This is a genomic window from Maridesulfovibrio salinus, from assembly GCF_055394525.1.
Genome location: NZ_AP042461.1, coordinates 1,267,501 through 1,289,667 on the forward strand (window position 1 = coordinate 1,267,501; position 22,167 = coordinate 1,289,667).

15 protein-coding genes, 2 rRNA genes and 1 pseudogene (1 of these 18 only partly in view) are annotated in these 22,167 nt (G+C 46.6%); 11 read left to right on the forward strand and 7 right to left on the reverse strand.

Annotated features, from left to right (window positions below; genetic code table 11):
- From ACZ5PW_RS05595 to ACZ5PW_RS05625, 7 genes and pseudogenes are all read left to right on the forward strand, one after another.
- A 23S ribosomal RNA gene (locus ACZ5PW_RS05595) occupies positions 1-2,525 on the forward strand; it begins 412 nt to the left of the window's first position.
- 209 nt (positions 2,526-2,734) lie between these two features.
- Positions 2,735-2,849: ribosomal RNA gene (gene rrf / locus ACZ5PW_RS05600) — 5S ribosomal RNA — on the forward strand.
- Between the two features lie 146 nt (positions 2,850-2,995).
- A complete protein-coding gene (locus ACZ5PW_RS05605; protein WP_464558761.1) occupies positions 2,996-4,645 on the forward strand; it encodes a glycosyltransferase family protein in 1,650 nt (549 codons plus the stop codon).
- Positions 4,646-4,719: 74 nt separating this feature from the next.
- Entirely contained in the window at positions 4,720-5,061 is a 342-nt protein-coding gene (locus ACZ5PW_RS05610) for an Hpt domain-containing protein (RefSeq protein WP_464558763.1), read from the forward strand.
- 1,124 nt (positions 5,062-6,185) lie between these two features.
- A pseudogene (locus tag ACZ5PW_RS05615) lies at positions 6,186-7,247 on the forward strand (methyl-accepting chemotaxis protein); the annotation flags it as partial.
- Positions 7,248-7,336: 89 nt separating this feature from the next.
- Positions 7,337-7,885: a chemotaxis protein CheW gene (locus ACZ5PW_RS05620; RefSeq protein ID WP_464558765.1), complete on the forward strand. Its 549-nt coding sequence runs from the start codon at positions 7,337-7,339 to the stop codon at positions 7,883-7,885.
- A gap of 302 nt (positions 7,886-8,187) precedes the next feature.
- A complete protein-coding gene (locus tag ACZ5PW_RS05625; protein ID WP_464558767.1) occupies positions 8,188-9,759 on the forward strand; it encodes a response regulator in 1,572 nt (523 codons plus the stop codon).
- Positions 9,760-9,766: 7 nt separating this feature from the next.
- On the opposite strand, the gene ACZ5PW_RS05630 is transcribed toward ACZ5PW_RS05625, so the two are convergent.
- From ACZ5PW_RS05630 to ACZ5PW_RS05640, 3 genes are read right to left on the reverse strand one after another with little or no spacing between them, the layout of a single operon-like run.
- Entirely contained in the window at positions 9,767-10,372 is a 606-nt protein-coding gene (locus ACZ5PW_RS05630) for a MarC family protein (RefSeq protein WP_464560371.1), read from the reverse strand.
- Positions 10,373-10,381: 9 nt separating this feature from the next.
- Positions 10,382-11,038, reverse strand: a complete 657-nt coding sequence (locus ACZ5PW_RS05635) for an L-fuculose-phosphate aldolase (protein WP_464558769.1) — start codon at positions 11,036-11,038, stop codon at positions 10,382-10,384.
- The gene (locus ACZ5PW_RS05640) at positions 11,038-12,285 is read right to left on the reverse strand and encodes a M48 family metallopeptidase (RefSeq protein WP_464558771.1); all 1,248 of its coding nucleotides are present in this window, start codon (positions 12,283-12,285) and stop codon (positions 11,038-11,040) included. Before ACZ5PW_RS05640 ends, ACZ5PW_RS05635 begins: the two co-directional genes overlap by 1 nt.
- Before the next feature lie 387 nt (positions 12,286-12,672).
- Between ACZ5PW_RS05640 and ACZ5PW_RS05645 the strand changes: the two genes are divergently transcribed.
- Complete coding sequence (locus ACZ5PW_RS05645) at positions 12,673-13,653, forward strand: tetratricopeptide repeat protein (protein ID WP_464558773.1); 981 nt, start codon at positions 12,673-12,675, stop codon at positions 13,651-13,653.
- Between the two features lie 118 nt (positions 13,654-13,771).
- Here ACZ5PW_RS05645 and groL read toward each other — a convergent pair whose 3' ends face one another.
- From groL to ACZ5PW_RS05660, 3 genes are all read right to left on the reverse strand, one after another.
- The gene (gene groL / locus ACZ5PW_RS05650; RefSeq protein ID WP_464558775.1) at positions 13,772-15,445 is read right to left on the reverse strand and encodes a chaperonin GroEL; all 1,674 of its coding nucleotides are present in this window, start codon (positions 15,443-15,445) and stop codon (positions 13,772-13,774) included.
- A 60-nt stretch (positions 15,446-15,505) separates the two neighbouring features.
- Positions 15,506-15,793 (reverse strand): co-chaperone GroES, encoded by a 288-nt coding sequence (gene groES, locus ACZ5PW_RS05655; RefSeq protein ID WP_464558777.1) that lies wholly within the window; start codon positions 15,791-15,793, stop codon positions 15,506-15,508.
- Between the two features lie 191 nt (positions 15,794-15,984).
- Positions 15,985-16,632, reverse strand: coding sequence for a S24 family peptidase (locus ACZ5PW_RS05660; protein ID WP_464558779.1), 648 nt, complete (start codon positions 16,630-16,632; stop codon positions 15,985-15,987).
- A 315-nt stretch (positions 16,633-16,947) separates the two neighbouring features.
- Here ACZ5PW_RS05660 and ACZ5PW_RS05665 point away from each other — a divergent pair, with 315 nt between their 5' ends.
- Genes ACZ5PW_RS05665 through ACZ5PW_RS05675 form a run of 3 tightly spaced genes read left to right on the forward strand, consistent with a single transcriptional unit; the run spans position 16,948 to position 20,412 of the window.
- Positions 16,948-17,205: a helix-turn-helix domain-containing protein gene (locus ACZ5PW_RS05665; protein ID WP_464558781.1), complete on the forward strand. Its 258-nt coding sequence runs from the start codon at positions 16,948-16,950 to the stop codon at positions 17,203-17,205.
- A gap of 55 nt (positions 17,206-17,260) precedes the next feature.
- A complete protein-coding gene (locus ACZ5PW_RS05670) occupies positions 17,261-18,034 on the forward strand; it encodes a class I SAM-dependent methyltransferase (protein ID WP_464558783.1) in 774 nt (257 codons plus the stop codon).
- 41 nt (positions 18,035-18,075) lie between these two features.
- Positions 18,076-20,412 carry a sensor domain-containing diguanylate cyclase gene (locus ACZ5PW_RS05675; RefSeq protein ID WP_464558785.1) on the forward strand — a complete coding sequence of 779 codons (2,337 nt, stop codon included), beginning with the start codon at positions 18,076-18,078 and terminating at the stop codon, positions 20,410-20,412.
- 344 nt (positions 20,413-20,756) lie between these two features.
- Here the strand turns inward: ACZ5PW_RS05675 and trpB are convergent, their stop codons facing one another.
- Positions 20,757-21,968 carry a tryptophan synthase subunit beta gene (trpB, locus tag ACZ5PW_RS05680; RefSeq protein ID WP_464558787.1) on the reverse strand — a complete coding sequence of 404 codons (1,212 nt, stop codon included), beginning with the start codon at positions 21,966-21,968 and terminating at the stop codon, positions 20,757-20,759.
- Positions 21,969-22,167: the final 199 nt, after the last annotated feature.

Below are 22,167 nucleotides of genomic sequence, written 5' to 3' on the forward strand. Positions count from 1 at the left end.
TACCACGAGACACGTGAAACCTCGTGGGAATCTGGGAGGACCATCTTCCAAGGCTAAATACTACTTAGAGACCGATAGCGAACCAGTACCGTGAGGGAAAGGTGAAAAGAACCCCTGTTAGGGGAGTGAAATAGAACCTGAAACCAGTTGCCTACAAGCTGTGGGAGCGGACTTGTTCCGTGACCACTTGCCTTTTGCATAATGGGCCAGTGAGTTAATCTGTAATGCAAGGTTAAGCAGCGATGTGTAGCCGTAGCGAAAGCGAGTCTGAACAGGGCGACAAGTATTGCGGATTAGACCCGAAACCAGGTGATCTATCCATGGGCAGGCTGAAGCTTGAGTAAAATCAAGTGGAGGGCCGAACCGTTGTAAGTTGAAAATTACTCGGATGACCTGTGGATAGGGGTGAAAGGCCAATCAAACTTGGTGATAGCTGGTTCTCTCCGAAATATATTGAGGTATAGCCTCAGGAGTTTTCTTGCGGAGGTAGAGCACTGACAAGGCTAGGGGTCCCACCAGATTACCAAACCTTATCAAACTCCGAATGCCGTAAGATATATCCTGGGAGTCAGACTGCGGGTGCGAAGGTCCGTAGTCGAAAGGGAAACAGCCCAGACCGTCAGCTAAGGTCCCCAAATCCATACTCAGTGGAAAAGGTGGTGGAGTTGTATAGACAGCCAGGAGGTTGGCTTAGAAGCAGCCATCCTTTAAAGAAAGCGTAATAGCTCACTGGTCTAACGATTCTGCGCCGAAAATGTAACGGGGCTAAGTATGGTACCGAAGCTACGGGATGCGTCTTTGACGCATCGGTAGGAGAGCGTTCTCAGATGGGATGAAGGTGAATCGGAAGGTTCGCTGGACTAATGAGAAGTGATTATGCTGGCATGAGTAACGATAAAACGAGTGAGAAACTCGTTCGCCGTAAGACTAAGGTTTCCTGGGTAAAGCTAATCTTCCCAGGGTTAGTCGGTCCCTAAGGCGAGGCCGAAAGGCGTAGTCGATGGAAAACGGGTTAATATTCCCGTACCAGCAAGTGTGTGCGATGGAGGGACGCAGTAGGATAGCTCAGCCGGCTGTTGGATATGCCGGTGTAAGCACGTAGGCTTGGGAAATAGGCAAATCCGTTTCCCTTAAGGCCGAGATGCGATGCCGTAACTTTACGTTTGAAGTGAGTGATTCCAGACTGCCTAGAAAAGCTTCTAAGTTTAGCACTTGTTGACCGTACCGCAAACCAACACAGGTAGTCGGGTCGAGTAGACCAAGGCGCTTGAGAGAACTCTGGTTAAGGAACTCGGCAAAATGATCCCGTAAGTTAGCGATAAGGGATGCTCCCGACGGTGAAGTTATTTACTATCCGAGCTGTCAGGAGCCGCAGAGAATCGGGGGGGGCGACTGTTTACTAAAAACATAGGTCTATGCTAAGTCGTAAGACGATGTATATGGACTGACGCCTGCCCGGTGCTGGAAGGTTAAAAGGAGGTGTTAGACTTTAAGTCGAAGCTCCGAATTGAAGCCCCAGTAAACGGCGGCCGTAACTATAACGGTCCTAAGGTAGCGAAATTCCTTGTCGGGTAAGTTCCGACCTGCACGAATGGCGTAACGATCTCCCCACTGTCTCAACCAGAGACTCAGTGAAATTGAATTACCGGTGAAAATGCCGGTTACCCGCGGTAAGACGGAAAGACCCTGTGCACCTTTACTATAGCTTGACATTGGGTTTAGGGCTATCATGTGTAGGATAGGTGGGAGGCTTTGAAGTCGGCACGCCAGTGTCGGTGGAGCCAACCTTGAAATACCACCCTTGATAGTCTTGAATTCTAATCCAACGCCGTTATCCGGCTTGGAGACAGTGTCTGGTGGGTAGTTTGACTGGGGCGGTCGCCTCCCAAAGAGTAACGGAGGCTTGCAAAGGTTCCCTCAGGCTGATTGGAAACCAGCCGTTGAGTGCAAAGGCATAAGGGAGCTTGACTGTAAGACAGACATGTCGAGCAGGAACGAAAGTTGGTCTTAGTGATCCGGTGGTCCCGCATGGAAGGGCCATCGCTCATAGGATAAAAGGTACGCCGGGGATAACAGGCTGATCGCGCCCAAGAGTTCACATCGACGGCGCGGTTTGGCACCTCGATGTCGGCTCATCACATCCTGGGGCTGAAGCAGGTCCCAAGGGTTCGGCTGTTCGCCGATTAAAGTGGTACGCGAGCTGGGTTTAAAACGTCGTGAGACAGTTTGGTCCCTATCTACCGTGGGCGTAGGAGAATTGAAAAGGGTCTGCCCCTAGTACGAGAGGACCGGGGTGGACGAACCTCTGGTGTTCCTGTTGTCGCGCCAGCGGCACTGCAGGGTAGCTATGTTCGGAAGGGATAACCGCTGAAAGCATCTAAGCGGGAAGCCTGCCTTGAGATTAGTTCTCCCTATGCTTAACGCATCTGAAGATTCCAGGTAGACCACCTGGTTGATAGGCCGGAGGTGTAAGTGTGGCGACACACTCAGCTGACCGGTACTAATAAATCGTGCGACTTATCTTTCTTCTCTTCCCTATAACTTTAATTTTGCGTATTGCACGCCATCTGCGAATTTTTAAATCTGAGCCAACTGCTCATGTATTGAGAATACACTTCGCATCTGGCTTCAGATTGATAAAATTCACATCTGACGCACACTACACAAAATTGAGTTGTAGAAAAAATCTTCTCTATTTTAACAATATATTTTGCTCGTCGTAGCAGGCAAATTTGCTTGCGACCACTGAGGAGAGGCCACACCCGACCCCATTCCGAACTCGGAAGTTAAGCTCTCCATCGCCGATGATACTGCTGGGTAGCCAGTGGGAAAGTAGGTCGTCGCAAGCTTTTATTTCAAAGCCCCCTTGTAAACAAGGGGGCTTTCTTGCGTTTAATGCAGGAAGTTTGGGGGAGGGGGGAAGGTCGTGTGACTATATAGTGGATTATAAAATTAACTCTTCAAAGTTAAAGAGCCTTAACGTATAAAAAAACTCATGAAAAAATTATTCCTCGTTAATTGCCGTAAACCTATGGTGGATGCTTTCTCTTCCTTAAGTTTTGAAGTTGAATATATTTATACAAATCTAAGGGAATTTGACGTCAGGAATAAGCTTCATGAAATCGGTTTCAAGCCAGACCTTATCCTGCAGCAGGAAAATCTGGGATGTAGAGTCTTTTTGAAAGGCCTGCATGAAATCGATTGTTTAAAGATATTCTGGTCAGTTGATACCCACCTCAACATGCACTGGCACGGGTACTACGGTTCTTTGTTTGATGGAGTTCTGACCACGCAAAAAAAATTGCTGTCGGCTCTTGATAAGGTCTGTGATGCCAGGGTCTGCTGGGTTCCATGGATGGGTGCGCGACCGGGGCCGGAAATTGGAACAGAGTCAGGTATTGTTCCATATAATGCCAGAGAACATAATTTAACATTTGTCGGCAGGGTTTCTAAAGAACGTAAGGCTAGACAGTGGTTTGTTGAGTTTCTTGCTTCCAATTACAATTTGAATATGGCTGAGGGAGTAAATTACTCTCAGATGATGGGAATATACAGGCAGACTCGAATTGTACCGAATGAGGCCATATTCGGAGAAGTGAATTTCAGATTGTTTGAAGCATGTTCTTGTGGCTGCGCAGTTGTTACCCCTTATGTTGAAGGGATTGGTGATCTGTTTGATATAGGTCGTGAAATTCAAGTCTATAGTGACGTACTTGAGCTTAAAAAAATATTAAACTATCTGATAAGTAATCCTAAGGAAGCTGCATCGTTAGCCCTTTCCGGATACGAAAGAGTTATGCGGGATCACCTGCCAGAGAATCGAGCAGCTTTGATAGTCGACTTTGCACAAGAACTTCACCCCAGGGCTGCGACTGCTGCTTCAAGTGATTTATATAAAAGTCTTGCCGATGCAGCTCTCGCTGAGTCCGGAGATAACGCTGTAGATTGGAATAACACAATAGGGGGGCTGCTAAAATCCTCCCCGAATATGATGGGTGACGCAGCCTTGATGCGTATATTTGCAATGAATGGTGCAACTGAAGCTTATCTTGAAATGGTACGGCCATATTTAAAAGAGCATTTTAATATCACAGATTGTTATTTTTATATGTCTGCCTCGTTAAGTGCTGCCAGACTGGGGCTAGGGGATGTTGCCAAACATTTTTTTTATGCTTTTTTTTCCTCATCCAAACGCAGACCTGTTAAATTTCCTGAGGAAATCCCCCAGCTGCTTCTGGCTTGGGGGGATGAACTTTTTAAGAGTGGGTTATGGGTAAGACCCGGTGTTCCCTTCGATGAGAAATCAGGAATTCCTTCCTGTGCAGCAGACTGTTATTTCGCTGCATTATATCATTCTCCCGGCAATTTATTAATTTTTAAAAAATTGAATTCTGTGTTCACTGATGTGAAAGGAGCTGAGTCTAGCAGGCTGGGATTTCTTTCCCATTTATCACTGCATTATCCTCAGGATTGGCGTGTCAGTTTGGATGTAGGAGTAACAAATTTGAAAGTTTTTAGATTATCTGAAGGAATAACTGAGCTTGAGCATGCCCGTTCACTTGCTGCCCAACAAGGGGCTGAAAGGTTTTTCAGGAGGAAAATTCAAACTGAAGTACCCCAGTTTTTCAATATGGTATATGGGTAAAGAGTATGTTAGATTCTATGCTCCACATTTGAACTTTATCAAGCTGGCAGTAATTTTAGGAGGCATGTGCAGTTATGTCTGGAGTAGTTTTTAATAAAGAAGCATTTTATGCGCATCTTGGTGGTGATATAGAACTGGGAGCCGAAATACTGGCTGTATATCTTGAGGATGCTCCGAAGCGAGTTCAGTCCTTGATTGCAGCACTTGGTGATGGAGATCAGGGTGGGACAATCAAATATGCTCATGCGCTCAAAGGGATTTCCGCGACCATCAGAGCGGAAAGAATCTCTTTGCTTGCCGAAGGAGCGGAGCGAGCTGCTCGAAGCGGTGATCTAGCATCAGTTGAGGCTGCTGTCCCGGATATAAAAGACGAGCTTGAAATGGTGTTGAAAGCAGTTGGTAACAGTCTGGAATAGTTTTGTTCGGGGTGTGTTCTTTTTTTGTGCATTCTTATTTCTCCATTTCATTTACCTAAGATAAGTCGTATAGATAGCAGGAAGTAGTTGATATCAGTTCTCAATCTATATATATGCAATTGAAGGATTTGTGATGTCGTTGTTTTTTTTGGGCTGTGGCCGGGAAGTTTCTATTCATAAAACTGGAGATAAGGATGTTTAAGAATCTTAAACTTGGGTGGAAGATAGGCGGTGGGTTCTTTATTGTTCTCTTTCTTGCCGCCATAGTGGGCGGTGTGGGGTGGTACGGACTTTCCCACGTAGATGAGGAGGGCGCCAGAACTGACGTTGTCAGCAAAGCTGTAACTGACATGTACAAATCACGTTTGATGGTTTTGTATTATACTCTTGATGGATCTTCAGATGCGGAAACAAAATTTCATGACTCGATAGATGCTCTTGGGGCAGGGATATCCGAGCATAAGGATGACTTCTCCGGTAAGGGATTGGAAAGGATATCAATTTTCCAGCAAAAGGCTTCGGATTACAAGAACAGCTTCGCAGCGTACGTTAAGTATGAAAAAGAGAAGAACAAAGCTATAGAGATCTGCCTTTCTGCTGCCGGAAGCTTGGACGATTCTGTCCGCAGGATGGAGGAACAGGCCAAAGGATATCTCCAGAAAAATTTCATGTTAACCACCGCTACAGCTGATATTAATTCTGCTTTTGATGCTTATACGGCACTTGTTGATATTGACAGAAATTTCAGAAATACGCGCACTCAGGGGCTTTACTACCTAAAGACCGGTAGTGCTGAATATCTTAAAAATGTCCGTAGCGAGCTTTCCTCTATTCTCAAGAGCTGCAGTAATCTAGAGAGAAATAAGTGGGTTACCGGAGTTTCTGGGTGGAATGTTTCAGAGCTTGAGGATGCCACCCGAGCTTATCTTGATGGATTTAATCAGATTGCTGAAAGGATGGATGTTCAGGCAGCAGAACTCGGCAGGATGGCCGCTATCGGTGAAGACGCACTGGATCAAAGTGAGATGCTCAAGGCCGGGCAGAATGAAGCTGCTAAAGAAGTAATGGAATATTCTTTTGCCCTGATTCTGGGAGGACTTGCTCTTGCCTTGATTTGTGGTGCTTTGATTTCCGTAGCAGTAACACGGGCAATTACCGGTCCTGTAAGGAAGGGTGTCGCATTTGCTGAAAACATGTCCAGAGGGGATTTTACAAGAACGCTCGATATTGATCAGCGTGATGAAATCGGGACGCTTGCAGCCGCGCTTAACGAAATGGTGCACAGGCTGTCTTCTGTGGTTTCCGAGGTGGGCAGCTCAACAGAAAATGTTGCTTCAGGCAGTGAAGAGCTCGCGGCGACATCGGAAAGCCTGTCTCAGGCCTCTACTGAACAGGCTGCCAATGTTGAGGAAGTTTCAGCTTCAATTGAAGAAATGACCGCCAATATCCGTCAGAATACGGAGAACGCTCAGCAGACGGAGCAGATTGCCCTGCAGTCATCACAGCAGGCTGAAGAGGGTGGAAGAGCAGTGGTCAAGGCTGTAGATGCCATGAAAAATATTGCTGAGAAGATATCAATCATTGAGGAGATCGCCCGTCAGACCAATTTGTTGGCATTAAATGCGGCTATCGAAGCTGCCCGTGCCGGTGAGCATGGTAAGGGTTTTGCCGTTGTAGCCGCAGAAGTCAGAAAGCTGGCTGAAAGAAGCGGGGCCGCTGCCGGTGAAATAGGGGAACTTTCTTCAAGCACTGTTGATGTTGCTGAAAAAGCGGGACAAATGCTGAAGCAGCTGGTTCCTGATATCAAAAGAACTGCCGAACTCGTCCAGGAGATTGCAGCAGGAAGCGGTGAGCAGTTATCTGGAGCGGAACAGATCAACAAGGCCGTTCAACAGCTTGATCAGGTTACACAACAGAATGCATCAGCTTCTGAGGAGATGGCTTCCACTTCTGAAGAACTTTCCAGCCAGGCGGAACAGCTTCAGCAGGTGATGAGCTTTTTCAGAGTCGCGAACAATGCTCCCGCGAGAGTCAGATCTTTACCTCGATCACGTCCTTCTGTGGCAAAGGAGAGTCCTGTGCGCAGGCAACCTGAGTATTCATCCGCACCTGAAGGTGATTCTGTAAAAGGTGTCTCTCTTGATATGGGAAGTGATTTCTCTGATGGAGATTTTGAAAAATTCTGATAAACTCTGGTCCTGAAGTCTGTTTTGTATTATTGTAAACGTCAGGCTTATGAGGGCTTTCAAAAGTTTTTAACAAGCAGGTGGTAATCATGAGTGTTGAGATCAACAGTACAACGAATCAGTATCTGACTTTTACCTTGAATAAGGATATCTATGCCCTTGATATCTCGAGTGTGAGGGAAGTCCTTGAGTTGACTCCGATTACGCGTATCCCCAGAACTCCTAAATTTATGCGTGGAGTTATAAATCTCAGAGGGCATGCAGTTCCTGTTGTTGATATGCGTTTGAAATTCGGCATGAGCAGAACTGAAGATACGATCAATACCTGTATCATTATAGTAGAGGTTGTATTTGATGGCGAGAGCACTGTCATGGGCGCTTTGGCTGACTCAGTCCGTGAAGTTATTGAGCTTACGGAGAATATGATTGAAGAGCCTCCAAGGATGGGCACTACAATAAAGACTGAGTTTATACGGGGGATGGGTAAGCAGGATGATGATTTTGTAATTATCCTGGATATTAACAAAATCCTTTCTGTTGAAGAACTTGCAATGCTCAGAAGCGTTCAGCAGGATTCTCCGGGCGCAGAAGCGGTTCCGGATTCCGGGTTGAAGCAGGGGATGACCTTAAGCCTGTAGGGAATTTACTGCTGCTTCAATCAATATGTGATCATCAGCCCACTGACTTAATGTCGGTGGGTTGTTTTTTTGATACATAAGATTTTCTATTCTTGTTTCCCTGTATAAAATCAAATATATCATTAATTTATGTTTTTTAAGTTATTTGGATGGGCTTTGAATGACGCCCATATCTTTGAGTTAGTCTAAAAAAAGTTATAAATACTTGAAAAGATTGCCGGGGTGAAATAGTGTCATCAGTGAATTGTGTCTTTTAGGAATTATTTGAAGATGGATAATTGAAACGGCATGTTCGGCGGACTATGAATAGAATATATCTTTCCCTGATAATCGGCTGTTGTACAATCGGTGCATTTGCTGCCGGAACATTTGTGAATACAGCTTTTCCTTATGCTCTGGCCGTGGGAGTCTTATGCGTGGGAATGGCCTATTCTCTGATTAATTTGCTGCACAGCAAGAAAGCAGACGATGAAGCCGCGCTTCATGAAGAGTTGTTTTTCGATGCTCTGAATGCCGCCGGAATAGCCTGCTACCGTATTGATCTTGAGGGCAGGATTGTTGCTTTCAGCGGTGCTGAAAGTGTACTCCCTGAATGTATGGACAGTGCGAATGAGGATGTCAGGAATCTAATTCTTCCTTCTACTGATGGCTTTGAAGTCAATGGCGCAGTTTATAAATCTCTGCGGGCAGGGAATATTTCATCCAGCTTTGAGGTGCAATACGATTCTAAACAGTTTGGAAAGGGGAAACTGGTTCATACTGTGGTCCTAGCCCGGGACAGAAAGGGGCGTCCTTCCGGCTGCATAGGTATTGTTCAAAATGTCAGTAAGGTGGAATTTTTAGAGTCAGAACTGGATAAAGAGCGTCGTTACTTGGATTCCGTTATGAATAATTCTACGGATTCAATTTTTATTCAGGATTTTAATGGGTGTTTTCTGAAAGTAAATAATGTGTTCGCAGGCTATGCAGGGGTCTCTAATCCATCTGCGTGTGTGGGATTGAGCGTCTATAATTTTCTTTCTCCTCAGGTTGCTGAGACTGTTCTTAAGGATATCAGGACGGTTGTGGAGCAAAGAACTGAAACAAGGCTTACTCTTCCTGCCAATGACAGTCAGGGAAACAAGATAAGGTTTGATGTTCGGCATTGCCTGCATGTTGACGGCAACGGTAGACCCTCGGCCATAGTAGGCTTCGCGCGGGAATTAAATGAAGATGATGTCGGAAAAAATGTTCAGCTACCACTAGGGCGTGAATTTCAGGATTCACTTTCACATGAGTTGAGAACACCTGTGGCGGGAATGCTTGGCAGTCTTAAGGTTCTTGAAGGCGAGGAAATGTCCTCTTCGGCCCGTGAATATGTTGCTAAATGTGTTCTTTCAGCTCAGCGTCTTAAAAAAGCGGTAAACAATTTCATTTATGATGTTACAGGACAGGATGGCGCTGAGAAGCCTTTGGAAAAGACTACTGACAGTTCTGATGAAGATGACAGCATTGTGGATACAGAGGTGGGGCTGAATGTCCTTTTAGCAGAAGATGATATAAGCAGTCAGGTTTTTATGCGCCGTATTCTAGAGCAATGGGGGTGCAATGTCAGGACAGCAGCTAATGGAACTGAAGTACTGAGGTTTCTGGAAGAGCAAAGCTGTGATCTGGTGCTGATGGATATTCATATGCCCGAGATGAGCGGCTATGAGGCAATTGCCCGCATCAGAGAGACGGAGCCTGCGGGCAAAGCCATGCCTATAATCGTCATGAGTGCCTATGGCGCTGACAGTGATTATAAAAAGATGCGGGAACTCGGAGTTTCAGAATTCATTGCCAAGCCGGTCAGGTCTCATGTTTTGAAAGCCGCCATGGATCGAATTTTTGATTAAGGATATGCTATTTTCCGAGAACGTTATTAATGTAAAATGCTATTCCGTCTTCGAGCATCTGAACTGACACCAGAATAAGAATCAATCCCATGAGTCTTTCACAGGCTCTCAGTCCTCTTTTTCCTAGAAGTCTGGCCAGCGTGGGGCCTGCCATCATTATTATGAAAGTTGCCGCCCAGGCTGACATTACCCCTGTAAGAACGGTAAGATCCGCATTATCCCTTGAACCGTAGACCATTACGGCGGCCAGTAGTGAAGGCCCGGCAAACAAAGGAACAGCAATTGGAACAATGAAAGGATCTTTTTCCGCTTCCGTGCCATTGGATTCCTGTTTGGGAAATATCATTTTCATGGATATGATGAACAGGATAATCCCACCGGCAATGCGCAGTGTGGATTGGTGGATATTAAGAATTTTCATGAGCCCGGCCCCGAGATACATGAACAGTATTATTACTCCAAGGGCAAAGAGCAGTTCTCGCAGCAGAATGCGGCGTTGACGCTGCGGGGAAAAATCCTTGAGCATGGAGAGACACACCGGAAGGTTTCCCAGAGGGTCCATGATCAAAAAAAGGGGGAACGCAATTTCAAAGATTCCTGCAGACATTTCCATTCCCATTTTCTACTCCTGCTTGCCGCCGGCCTGGCCGTAGGTAGAGAATTTATCGATAACCTTTTCCATTTCATTGTCTGGAACAATTACAGGTTTCCCTGCCGAAAGGGCCTGAATATAGATTCTGGCTACCAGCTCAAGTTCTTCCGCCGCGTCAAAGGCGTTGCCAATGCCTTTGCCGACTGTAATGAGCCCGTGGTTGGCGAGCAGGACAGCGTTGTAGTTCTCAATTGTTTCAGCAACATTTGTGGCCAGTTCCGGGCTTCCGAAGGTGGCGTATGGTGCCAGAGGCACTTTCCTGCCAGCAAAGCCGACAAGGTAGTGCACCGCAGGCAACTCCATGTTCATACAGGCGACTGTCGTTGCATAGACTGAATGGGTGTGTACCACAGCGTTAACGTCCCGGCGGGTTTTATAAAGAATGGAGTGGAAGCCATGCTCGCTGGAGGGCTTGCGTACTGAGTCTACTGTATTCCCCTCAAGATCCATGAGGACCACATCTTCAGGAGTGGCATCAAGATAATTGAGGCCACTGGCGCTTATCGCCATCAGCCCGGTTTCCCGGTTGAAAACACTGAGATTACCGCCTGTTCCGGTGGTCAGTCCCGCCGAGAGCAGTTTTTTCCCGTACTCCACCACCAGTTCTCTTTCTGACTGCATGCGCATTACTTTAATCCACCTTCATATTCTCTGAGTTTTTCGATTCTTTTAAGAACCGGGGGATGGCTGTATTCGAGCCAAACGTAAAAGGGGTGCGGTGTAAGATTGGAGAGGTTGCTGACGGACAGTTTCTTCAGCCCGCTGATAAGGGACTGCGGATCTTTAGTTGTTCGGGCCGCGAAATTGTCCGCCTCGAATTCATGTTTGCGGGAACGGATGTTACTGAAAATGGAAAGAACAATAGAAACGGGGGTGTAAAGAAGCGCAAAAAAGATCAGTCCGGCATGTATGGACATGTGGTCCATGCTGAAGGCGGCAAAGAGTTCTTTGTTGCCAAGGAAAAAGGACATAAGAAGAAAAATAATTCCAGTGCTGATGATGCTTGTGATCATTCTTTTGCGTATATGGCCGAGTTTGCTGTGACCGATCTCATGGGCCAGAACAGCAACCAGTTCATCGGTGGTCAAAGAATCTATAAGGGTGTCAAAAAGGGCAATACGTTTCTTCTTGCCGAATCCGGTGAAGTACGCATTGGCTTTTGTTGAGCGTTTGGAACCGTCAATCATAAATATTCCGCTCAGTTCAAAACCGTTTTCAGCTGCGAATTTTTCAATCTTATTTTTGAGCTCTCCATCTTCCAGGGGAGTGAACTTGTTAAACAGCGGCAGAATCCAGGCCGGAGCGATATATTGTATGGCTAGGGTAATCGCAATGGTAAAAATCCAGCACCACAGCCAGGCCAGACTGCCTGATGCATTGAAAAACAGAAGAACTCCGCTCAAAAGAATCCCGCCAATTACTCCACCAAGGAGATATCCTTTAAGCTTGTCAATGATGAATGTCTTGAGGTTCGTTTTGTTAAAGCCGAATCTTTCTTCGATTACAAAGGTATGGTAGAGAGAAAAGGGTAAAGATATTATATCACTCAGGATGGCAAGTCCGGCAAAGAAAAGCAGGCCCGTTCCTATGTTTCCAAATCCGAATCCTCTGGCCCAGATATCAAGGTAGTTGAATCCGCCACAGAGTATAAAAATGATAGTCGCAAGAGTGCTGAATGCCCCTGAAATATTGTCAAAGCCCATACCGGCTCTGGAGTATTCCTGAGCTCTGCTGTATTCCTCGGAATCGAAAATTTCTGAAAATTCACCGGGCAGGCTGGGTGAAAGAGCTTTGCGGTTTAGGTGTCTGGCTATGAATCCGAGCAGAAATGCTCCGACAAGAGAAAAAATGATTATAAATAGATATATGTTCATCAGTTATGCTCATCTGGATTTTATTGTTGTCTGCATGGCAGATGTAAAAATGTTCAGGCGCAAAAGTACCGTCTGGAAACATTGGCGTCAATGCGGGCGGGGGTAAATAAAGGAATTATTGGTGTGCCGTGACGGGGGTGATACTCGTGATTCTTGACAAGCATCGTCATAGGGTAAAGAATCATTACCAATAGTGTAATTATATTCAGAAATGTAGAGACTGAAAGCCGGGAGCGTATTGAGTGACTTGATGATTTGCTTTAAATGGCCTGTCTGCTATAATCGGATACCGTTGGATGGTTTGCCTTTAAGAAACTGTATGTTTTTCATTAACAGTTAGTTTTAATTGAAATTAATCGAGAGTAATGACCGGGGAGTCTTTCTGGTATGAGTTCACCCAAGAGCATCAAGGAAAATATTGCTCGAGCCAAGGCTTACGGGCAGCGGAAGGACTATCTGCGTTGTCTGCATGCCCTCAGCTTGTCCCTTGATGATTTATCTCAGAGCAAGGTTTTCGGGCGTGAGAAATTTGAAATAGGAATTCTCGTTGACGAAGTCATCAGGCAGTTGCTGGCCATGGAAGAGTTGAAAAGAGTTTTACCCAGGTCTTTAAAGTATACAAAGGGACAGGAGAAAAAGCTCGCAGCCATGCTGTTGAAGATTCATGACACGATCAAGAATGCCATGGAGAAGGCTGCAGTGGAGAAGGTCCGCAAGCAGAAAAATCAGATAGATAAGTTTGTATTGACCGGGCAGAAGCATCTTGATGATAAGAATGTGAAAGAGGCCAAAAAGTATTTCAGAAAAATTTCCGAGGCCTTTCCTGAGGAAAGAGGCCTCCTGCAGGATATAGGAGCCAGGCTTGTAAAAGCCGGATTTCCTTCTGAGGGAGTTGAATATCTGGAAAGGGCTATAACCCAGACTCCCGGAGACAGCAGGCCTTATATCTCCCTGCTGATGGCTTGGGAAATGCTTTCGGAGCATGATAAAGCCCTTGATGTGATCAAGGAAATTTCGAGACGTTTTGGGGCCAATGAAAGCGTTTATGTGCGCCAGTCCAAAATCTTTCTTGCAAAGCGCATGTTTACGGAAGCTTATGATGCTGCCGCGGCCGTGCTTAAGATCAACCCGCTGAACCGTGAGGCGAAGAAAATATCCGACAAACTCGGCCCTAAGGTCTTCGGGCGCGGTTATAAACCAGGACAGACAACCAAGGAAGCTGCCCAGGCGAAAGCCGCGGCAAAATCAGGGAAAAGTCAGTCATCCTTCAACCTCGACAATAGTGATGCCGCTACCGCTACAAAGGCCCCTAAAAAGAAAGCACCGGAGAAAAATGATCAGTCCAAGGCTATAAAGCTTGATTTCTAATTTTTAGTTGATCTTTTTTCGAAAGAAGAAATGTGAAAATTAAAATCCCCGGCATTCTTTAAGGATGCCGGGGATTATTATATCGGTTTGAGAGCCGATGAGCTTCACGGGGGAGTGTCTAGTACATTCCGCCCATGCCGCCCATTCCGCCCATGCCACCCATTCCGCCCATGCCGCCGGGCATTCCGCCGGGCATTCCGCCCATATCAGCAGCCTTTTCAGGCTTTTCAGCGATGGCGCATTCGGTGGTGAGCAGGAGACCTGCTACAGAAGCAGCGTTCTGAATGGCAATACGGGTAACCTTTTTGGGGTCGATTACACCGGCCTTGATGAGGTCTTCGTATTCGCCGATTGCAGCGTTGAATCCGTTGCCGTCTTTGGCTTCTTTTACTTTTTCTACAACGATGGAACCTTCAAGTCCTGCGTTACCTGCGATCTGGCGAAGAGGCTCTTCAATGGCGCGGCGGATAATGTCGATACCTGCGGTTTCGTCATCATCGGAAGCAGTGACATTTTCCAGAGCAGCGATGCAGCGGATGAGCGCGGTTCCGCCACCGGGAACGATGCCTTCTTCAACAGCAGCGCGGGTAGCGTTAAGAGCATCTTCAACGCGTGCTTTCTTTTCTTTCATTTCTGTTTCAGTCGCAGCACCTACGTTGATAACGGCAACACCGCCAACGATTTTGGCAAGACGCTCCTGAAGCTTTTCACGGTCGTAGTCAGAAGTGGAAAGTTCGATTTCGTTACGGATCTGGCCCACGCGAGCTTTGATTGTCTCTGCTTCGCCTGCACCGTCAACGATGGTGGTGTTTTCCTTGTCGATAACAACGCGCTTGGCGGAACCGAGGTCTTCAAGGGTTACACCTTCAAGCTGAAGGCCGATGTCATCGGAAACAACGGAGCCGCCGGTGAGGGCTGCGAGGTCTGCGAGCATTGCTTTGCGGCGGTCGCCGAAACCGGGAGCCTTAACAGCAACAACGTTGAGGGTTCCGCGGAGCTTGTTGACAACGAGAGTTGCAAGAGCTTCACCTTCAATGTCTTCAGCAATGATGACCAGAGGCTTGTTCATTTTGGCTACCTGCTCAAGTACGGGCAGGAGCTCTTTCATGTTGCTTACTTTCTTTTCGCTGATGAGGATCAGGGGCTCGTCCATTTCGCAGATCATTTTTTCTGCGTTGGTAACGAAGTAGGGGGAAAGGTAACCACGGTCGAACTGCATACCTTCAACAACATCAAGGGTAGTATCGAGGCCTTTGGCTTCTTCTACGGTGATGACACCTTCTTTACCGACCTTGTTCATTGCTTCGGCGATGATGTTACCGATGGTGATATCGTTGTTTGCGGAGATTGTTCCGACCTGTGCGATTTCTTTCTGGTCGCGGGTAGGTTTGGCAAGGGTTTCGAGGTGGTCGATGATAGCTTCAACGGCTTTGTCGATACCGCGTTTGATAGCCATGGGGTTACGGCCTGCAGCAACGAGTTTTACACCTTCAGTGAAAACAGCCTGTGCGAGAATGGTTGCGGTGGTAGTACCGTCACCTGCGATGTCAGAGGTTTTGGAAGCAACTTCCTTGACCATCTGTGCACCCATGTTTTCGAACTTGTCCTTAAGTTCGATTTCCTTGGCCACGGACACACCGTCTTTAGTGATAACCGGAGAGCCGAAGGATTTGTCCATTACTACGTTGCGGCCTTTGGGGCCGAGGGTAACCTTTACTGCATCAGCGAGCTTGTCCACGCCGATTTTCAGTTTTTCACGAGCCTTGGCGTCGAAAAGAATCTGTTTAGCCATTTGATGTTATCTCCTTAAAATTTGGTCTGTAAATATCAGTACAGGCGGGAAAAGGCCCTGTTATTCGACAACAGCGAGTATGTCGTCTTCACGCATGATCAGATGGTCAACGCCATCGATGTTGATTTCGGTACCTGCGTATTTTGCGAAAAGAACTGCATCGCCTTCTTTAATTCCCATGGCGATTCTGGAACCGTTGTCATCAAGTTTGCCGGGACCGGCTGCAATGACTTCACCTTTGAGGGGTTTTTCTTTGGCAGAGTCGGGGATGATGATTCCGCCAACAGTTTTTTCTTCCACTTCAAGGCGTTTGACCAGAACACGGTCATTAAGCGGCTTAAGTTTCATGTGTTGTCCTCCAATAACATATTTCAATAACTTGTTTTTTGTAAGGCTGTAGGCCTTGGGTCCGTAAGTGCCTTTCAATCAGGACTTTTAAATAAAGAATCCGGGCAAACGGATTGAATGAAAGTAAGACATTATGAAAAACTGTCAACCGTGCCTGGATTTTTTTTTTGAAAATCTTGTGTTTTAAATTGTCAGGGAAGGTCCTTGGCCACGTAGATCACTCTTCCCATTGTTGCCCATCCTTTAGACTCCTCACCTATTTCAAGGCCTATCTTCCGAGGTTCCGCTTCAGGATTGTCGGAAACCAGAAGTATTCTACCCGGTTCCTTGGCAATACGGCGGATAATTATGTCACGGTCAATTCTCATGGCATAAATCCGGCCCTCAAAAAGTTCCCGCTGGGATTGGTCGACTATGACCCTGTCCCCCTCCTCAAGCCGGGGACCCATGGAGTTACCAGTGACAGTAAGAACACCCATGTATTCCAGCGAGCCTTTACGCTGAAGCCATTTTCTAGAGAATGAAGAAAAATCCGATGTTTCACTACCCGAAACAAGCCTCTCTCCGTCCACATCCGGCCGTGCCAGCAGTTCAGGGAGCCGACAGTAGCAATCATCAAGGTTGCTGTCCTGCGTGTCTGGAAAGATAATTCTGGCTCCCACTTCGTCAAGTACTTTCGCAATAACCTGAATATGTTTTCCGCGCTCCTGCCTTATGTACCTGATAATCTGGTTTGGAGCTACGCCGCAGGCTTTCGCCATTTGAGTGGGGTTGGCATATTTCTTACCCGGCCCGATCATTTTTTTCAGTCCCTCAACCATGTCCGTGTAGAAAGTCATATCTCCTCCTTGGGTATGCCTGTGTATACTTTTTTTAATATTATGTCCTTATTTTATTGTATATGTATTCTAATTTGTAGTTTTAGTTAGCGTGTTTTACCAATTGGTAAATAATATTTATAAAATGGCTTGCATTGTGTGTAATAAGTAAATAAATAGTGGTTCCTATGTTATAGCGCTCCAGCGCAATTGTTCCGTAGTTTGCAAGTTTGTTAAAAATGAATGTATAGAATGCATAAAGTTAAGGAATATAGGATGATGACAGGTAGTTTTGTTAAGGGGAGGGGCTTTCCCGAGATCGAAGATCGGAGGGGGATGTCGGCAGAGAGTCTCATAAAAGTTCTCGGCCGTGAGGCTGCAGAGCAGGTAATGTTTTATTGGGGAGGGACAAGAGTATCTGTTCCAGACCTTGAGGATCTTAACAGGATCAGACTTCGGGAGCGTGTGAGTGAGGCGTTCAGGAACGGAGCAACTCCTGCACAGGTAAGCGAGAGATTCGGTATCTCAGTGCGAACCGCGCAGAGGATGCGGAGGGGGGCCAATTGCATTGAACGTAAATCCGAAATGATATAGTGTTTTAAACAGTGTAGAAATTTATGAACATCGAATAAATGGAGATAGTCGGCAGATGCGCCTTTTGAATCTTGGATGCGGTCAGACATGGCATTCGGACTGGGTTAATTACGATTTCAAGTCCTCAATTCCCGAAGTGATTGAACATGATCTAAATTCAGGCATACCTGAAGGTGACGCAACTGCAGATGTTGTTTATTCTTCTCACCTGTTGGAGCATTTCAGGCACAGCCGGGCTCTTGATTTTGTCAGGGAGTGTTTCAGGGTCCTCAAGGATGGCGGTATCATAAGAGTTGCTGTCCCTGATCTTGAAACCATCGCGCGTTTGTATCTGATGCTTCTTGAACGGGCGCGGCAGGGAGATGAGGAAGCTCAGGGTGCTTATGACTGGATTATGATAGAACTGCTGGACCAGATGGTCAGGAATACTCCGGGAGGAGGATTTGTGAAACATCTGGCCTCACAGCCCCTTAAGGCTGAATCCTTTATTGTATCCAGGGCAGGCAGAGAGGCGGCAGATGTGATTTCCTTTCTTAAGAATCCGGCAAATGCAGATAAGGTTTCACGGCTTGTTTTTCCTGATGAGAACGGTTTAACAGCTGAAGAAATCGGAAATTTCAGACTTTCCGGCGAAGTTCATCAATGGATGTATGACAGTTTTTCGCTGGGAAGGCTTCTTGAGCAGGCCGGGTTCACTGAGATTAAAACAGTTCGGGCTGACGAATCCCGGATTACGGATTTTAATACATACTTTCTGGACACGGATGAAGACGGTAAGGTCAGAAAACCAGACTCAGTATTTATGGAAGCGGTAAAATGTGTATCCTGATGCCCCTTGAAATGAACAGGGCGCTGGAGAAATAATTAATTATGAGTAAAGACTCCAAATCTGTTTTCAAGTCTTTTGTCAGGAAATTTATACCGGTTTCAGTTGTAATCGGACTGGTTGCTTTTGGTGTGCTCTACAGTCAAAGCAGACAGTTTGGCGATATGGTTATGAGTCATGAAAAACACCTCCTGCAAAGTGACTATACAGTACTGAGTGACTGGCTTGAATCCGGGGTGGAAGCGGTGAGCCTTCTCTCCGGCCTTGTAGAAAAACGTTTGAGAGAACCTGGAACACTCCTGGAAAAGTATAATGACCTTGCTGATGTTTTTTTTGTTTTCGGACGGGAAACGAAAAGCTGTGTTCAGGTCAGGTTCCTTTCACCTCTTGGAAAAGAGCTGGTTCGAATCAATGTTGATAACGGCCAGCCTATCCGGACACCTGAGAATTTACTGCAGGACAAAAGTACCCGCACCTACTTCAAGGATTCTCTCGCGATAGATGACGGAGTTTATGTTTCGGCCTTAAATCTGAACAGGGAGTTCGGTAAAATAGAAGAACCTTATTTGCCGGTGGTCAGGTTCATCAAGAATGTGCACGGTGAAGCTGGGGGATATCTGGGCTCAGTCATTCTCAACTTTTCTGCCGGTTCCTTGCTCAAGAATTTAAAGAACAGGTCAAACGAGTCTTTTGGTGACTATTATCTTGTCAACAGTAATGGCGGGCTGATTATCTGTCCGGAAGAAAAGCTGGAATGGAATTTTCTGTACGGGCAAAAAAATGGCTATTTAAGCGATCTTTTTCCGGATAGCTGGACTGAATTGAAAGAAAGCGCGTCAGGTCAGTTTTCTTTGGACGGCGGAGTTTTTACATATACCACCCTTGATGAGACTAATTTTCCAGCCTTTTTCAGATTTCATGTCCTTTTTAAGGAAGGCTGGAAAATTATCACCAGGGTGGACGGAAGCAGAATGATGGTCCCCTGGAGCGGGGTTACCGTAGCTTTGATGTTTTTTCTTTTCCTTTTAAGTGCCTTTTTCTTCTGGCGAAAAGTCATGGCTGCCGTCCATAGTGACAAAATGGAGGCAGCACTTTCTAGCAGTGAAAAAAGGTTCATGGACGTGGCAGATGCCGCGGGGGAATTCATCTGGGAAACAGGTCCTGACGGAGCCTTCATTTTTGTGACCGGAAGAGCCCGGGATATTCTTGGGTACAGTTCAGAAGAGTTGATCGGCAGATCTCCTTTTGATTTTGTTGATGAAGAATCCTCGTGGGAAGTCCGCAAGGAGTTTTTGGACGCCGCCCAGAACGGAAGAAGTTTCACGGGCCTTGTTTTCAGGTTTGTGAACAGGGAAGGGCGCAAGCTTTGGCTTGAATTCAATGGAGTACCGGTTTTTGATGAACAGGGCAGTGTTACCGGGTTCAGGGGGGCGACATCTGATATCACTGCACAGCAGAGAGCTCTTCAGGACCTTCAGGACCGTGAAGACATGCTCCAGAGCATCAGTGACTCCGTTCAGGATGCTCTGGTCCTGATGGACGAAAACGGTTTGATCCATTTCTGGAATCCGGCTGCGGAGAAGATTTTCGGCTACAGTGCGGCTGAAATGCTTGGGGAAAGTCTTGATTGCTGTATTTTTGCCGAGGACAATGAAGATATCTCCGTTGATGGAGAGGATGTTTCAAATATCGGGGAACTTTTTGACGGTTATGGTTCCTTTACTGTGAATGTCCGCCGTAAAGGCGGGACTGTGTTTCCGGCTGAAGTTCTTTTGTCTCCGTTGCGCAAGGATGATAAATGGTGGGTTGTTGGTACAGTGCGGGATGTGACTGAACGCAAGGAAGCCGAAGATAAGTTGCGGCGTCTTGCAACCACCGATCCTTTGACCGGGCTTGCAAACAGGCGTTTTTTCATGGAAAGCGCTGATGAGGCTCTTGAGAGGTCGTTGCGTTATGAGCGGGACCTCTCGCTGTTGATGCTGGATATAGATTTTTTCAAGAATGTCAATGACATGTACGGTCATGATGCCGGGGATGATGTCCTGCAGGGGCTGGCGGCAGCAGGTCTAAAAATATTGCGCAAAATAGATGTTTTCGGGAGGATTGGTGGAGAGGAATTTTCAGTATTACTTCCAGATACCGGACTAGAAGGTGCGGAGATGGTGGCTGAAAGGCTCCGGCGTGAAATTGAACAGACCAGAATGAAGACCCGTGCCGGAGAATTGAATATTACAGTCAGCATTGGAGTTGCCAGTCTGAATGAAGAAATCAACACACTGGAGCATTTGCTGAAAGCATCTGACATAGGTCTTTACTCTGCCAAACATGCCGGACGCAATCGTGTTGAGGTCCAACTCTCACCCAAAGGATCTGTCAAATAAAACGGAATGATTGAATATTAAGCCCTGTCTGGATGATATTGATTTTATGCTTTCGGCAAGACCATAGCTGCTCTTTTAAGAGAGTGTCAGATTGCAGACGCAGGCAAAATATTTGAGTGAAGTTTATTCTCGCATATTCGGTTTAATGTAGTCTGGCAGATTAAAAACTGTGTAAGCTGCTGCAAGTTATCATGTTGTGATACTTATGAAAAATTTTATCGCAATTCATGTCGTACCAATCTGAATTGCGAACTCCCCTCCTTCATCTGAAAGAGGGGAGTTTTTCATTCTCTAGACCTAAAAGGCTACTTGCTGAATTTACAGATGCTGATCAGTCGATCTTTTTAGGGCAGTTCGAGTTCGCCCCTGGCTATCATTTCTTCAATCTGAGCGACGTCCTTGTCACCACGGCCCGAAAGGTTGACAACAATTATCTTGTCTTTCCCGAGTTCGGGGGCAAGTTTCATGGCGTAGGCAAGGGCGTGCGAGGATTCAAGGGCGGGGATTATTCCTTCGGTCTGTGAAAGTTTGAAAAAAGCGTCCGTTGCTTCCTTGTCGGAGGCGTGCACGTATTCTGCACGGCCCAGATCTTTGAGGTAAGAGTGCTCAGGACCTACACTGGGGTAGTCCAGTCCGGCGGAAATGGAATAAACAGGGGCCGGTTCTCCCTCTGCGTCTTTAAGCATGTAGGAGTTAAAACCGTGCATGATTCCGGGCTCTCCGAGACAGAGTGTCGCAGCGTGTTCACCCGGCTCAAGGCTGCGCCCGGAAGGTTCAACTCCGACGAGTTTTACTGATTCTTCTTTCACGAAATCTGAAAAAAGCCCGATGGCGTTGGAACCACCGCCGACACAGGCAATGCAGTAATCGGGAAGGCGTCCTTCATCCTCGATGCACTGCTGCTTTGCTTCCTTCCCGATAACGGACTGAAAGTCGCGAACCATTTCCGGATAGGGGTGCGGTCCGACGGCTGATCCAAGCAGGTAAAAAGTGTTTTCCGCGTCCTCAATCCATGCGGCGAGCGCTTCGTCCACAGCCTCTTTAAGAGTGCGCTGTCCGGATTTGGCAGCAACAACCTCCGCACCCATCATGCGCATACGGAATACGTTTAATTTCTGCCTTTCAACGTCAACTTCACCCATTACGATGGTACATTTCATGCCCATTAGAGCTGCTGTTGCAGCGGTTGCGACACCATGCTGCCCGGCTCCGGTTTCAGCTATGATTTTCTTTTTGCCCATGCGTTTGGCAAGCAGTATCTGGCCGATGGTATTGTTAACTTTGTGCGCTCCAAGGTGGTTGAGATCTTCACGTTTAAGATAGATTTTTGCGCCGCCGAGTTCTTCGGTGAGATTGGAGCAGAGATAGAGCGGAGTGGGACGTCCTGAATATTTGGCGAGATAGTATTTGAATTCTCTTATGAATTCAGGGTCATCTTTGTATCTTTTATAGGTGTCCGCCAGCTCGTTCAGGATGGGGAGAAGCTGGTCGGGGACGTACTGTCCACCGTATTCACCGAAAAAACCTTTCGCATCGACAGTTCCGTTGTCAGTCATTTTCTACTCCTGAATATCTTTTTTTACGACAGTGCACGCAGATAATAAAAAACCGCGATCAGTTTTCACTGTCGCGGTTTTATAAAATTCTTGCTTCTTTCTTACACGTTTTTTGAACGTACCCAACCGCGACGCATCAGCTGCGCCACCACCAGAAATAAAGGGTAAAGTTGGTAAAAGAAACGTTCATAATGGGAAG

Bases quoted from the DNA above. Each gene is read 5' to 3' on its own strand.
- ACZ5PW_RS05665 (WP_464558781.1), top strand. From the start codon at position 16,948: ATGTCGGCAGAGAGTCTCATAAAAGTTCTCGGCCGTGAGGCTGCAGAG.
- ACZ5PW_RS05625 (WP_464558767.1), top strand. From the start codon at position 8,188: ATGAATAGAATATATCTTTCCCTGATAATCGGCTGTTGTACAATCGGT.
- ACZ5PW_RS05660 (WP_464558779.1), bottom strand. From the start codon at position 16,632: ATGACTTTCTACACGGACATGGTTGAGGGACTGAAAAAAATGATCGGG.
- ACZ5PW_RS05675 (WP_464558785.1), top strand. From the start codon at position 18,076: ATGAGTAAAGACTCCAAATCTGTTTTCAAGTCTTTTGTCAGGAAATTT.
- ACZ5PW_RS05630 (WP_464560371.1), bottom strand. From the start codon at position 10,372: ATGGAAATGTCTGCAGGAATCTTTGAAATTGCGTTCCCCCTTTTTTTG.
- trpB (WP_464558787.1), bottom strand. From the start codon at position 21,968: ATGACTGACAACGGAACTGTCGATGCGAAAGGTTTTTTCGGTGAATAC.
- ACZ5PW_RS05645 (WP_464558773.1), top strand. From the start codon at position 12,673: ATGAGTTCACCCAAGAGCATCAAGGAAAATATTGCTCGAGCCAAGGCT.
- ACZ5PW_RS05635 (WP_464558769.1), bottom strand. From the start codon at position 11,038: ATGCGCATGCAGTCAGAAAGAGAACTGGTGGTGGAGTACGGGAAAAAA.
- ACZ5PW_RS05605 (WP_464558761.1), top strand. From the start codon at position 2,996: ATGAAAAAATTATTCCTCGTTAATTGCCGTAAACCTATGGTGGATGCT.
- ACZ5PW_RS05670 (WP_464558783.1), top strand. From the start codon at position 17,261: ATGCGCCTTTTGAATCTTGGATGCGGTCAGACATGGCATTCGGACTGG.
- groL (WP_464558775.1), bottom strand. From the start codon at position 15,445: ATGGCTAAACAGATTCTTTTCGACGCCAAGGCTCGTGAAAAACTGAAA.
- ACZ5PW_RS05610 (WP_464558763.1), top strand. From the start codon at position 4,720: ATGTCTGGAGTAGTTTTTAATAAAGAAGCATTTTATGCGCATCTTGGT.
- ACZ5PW_RS05620 (WP_464558765.1), top strand. From the start codon at position 7,337: ATGAGTGTTGAGATCAACAGTACAACGAATCAGTATCTGACTTTTACC.
- ACZ5PW_RS05640 (WP_464558771.1), bottom strand. From the start codon at position 12,285: ATGAACATATATCTATTTATAATCATTTTTTCTCTTGTCGGAGCATTT.
- groES (WP_464558777.1), bottom strand. From the start codon at position 15,793: ATGAAACTTAAGCCGCTTAATGACCGTGTTCTGGTCAAACGCCTTGAA.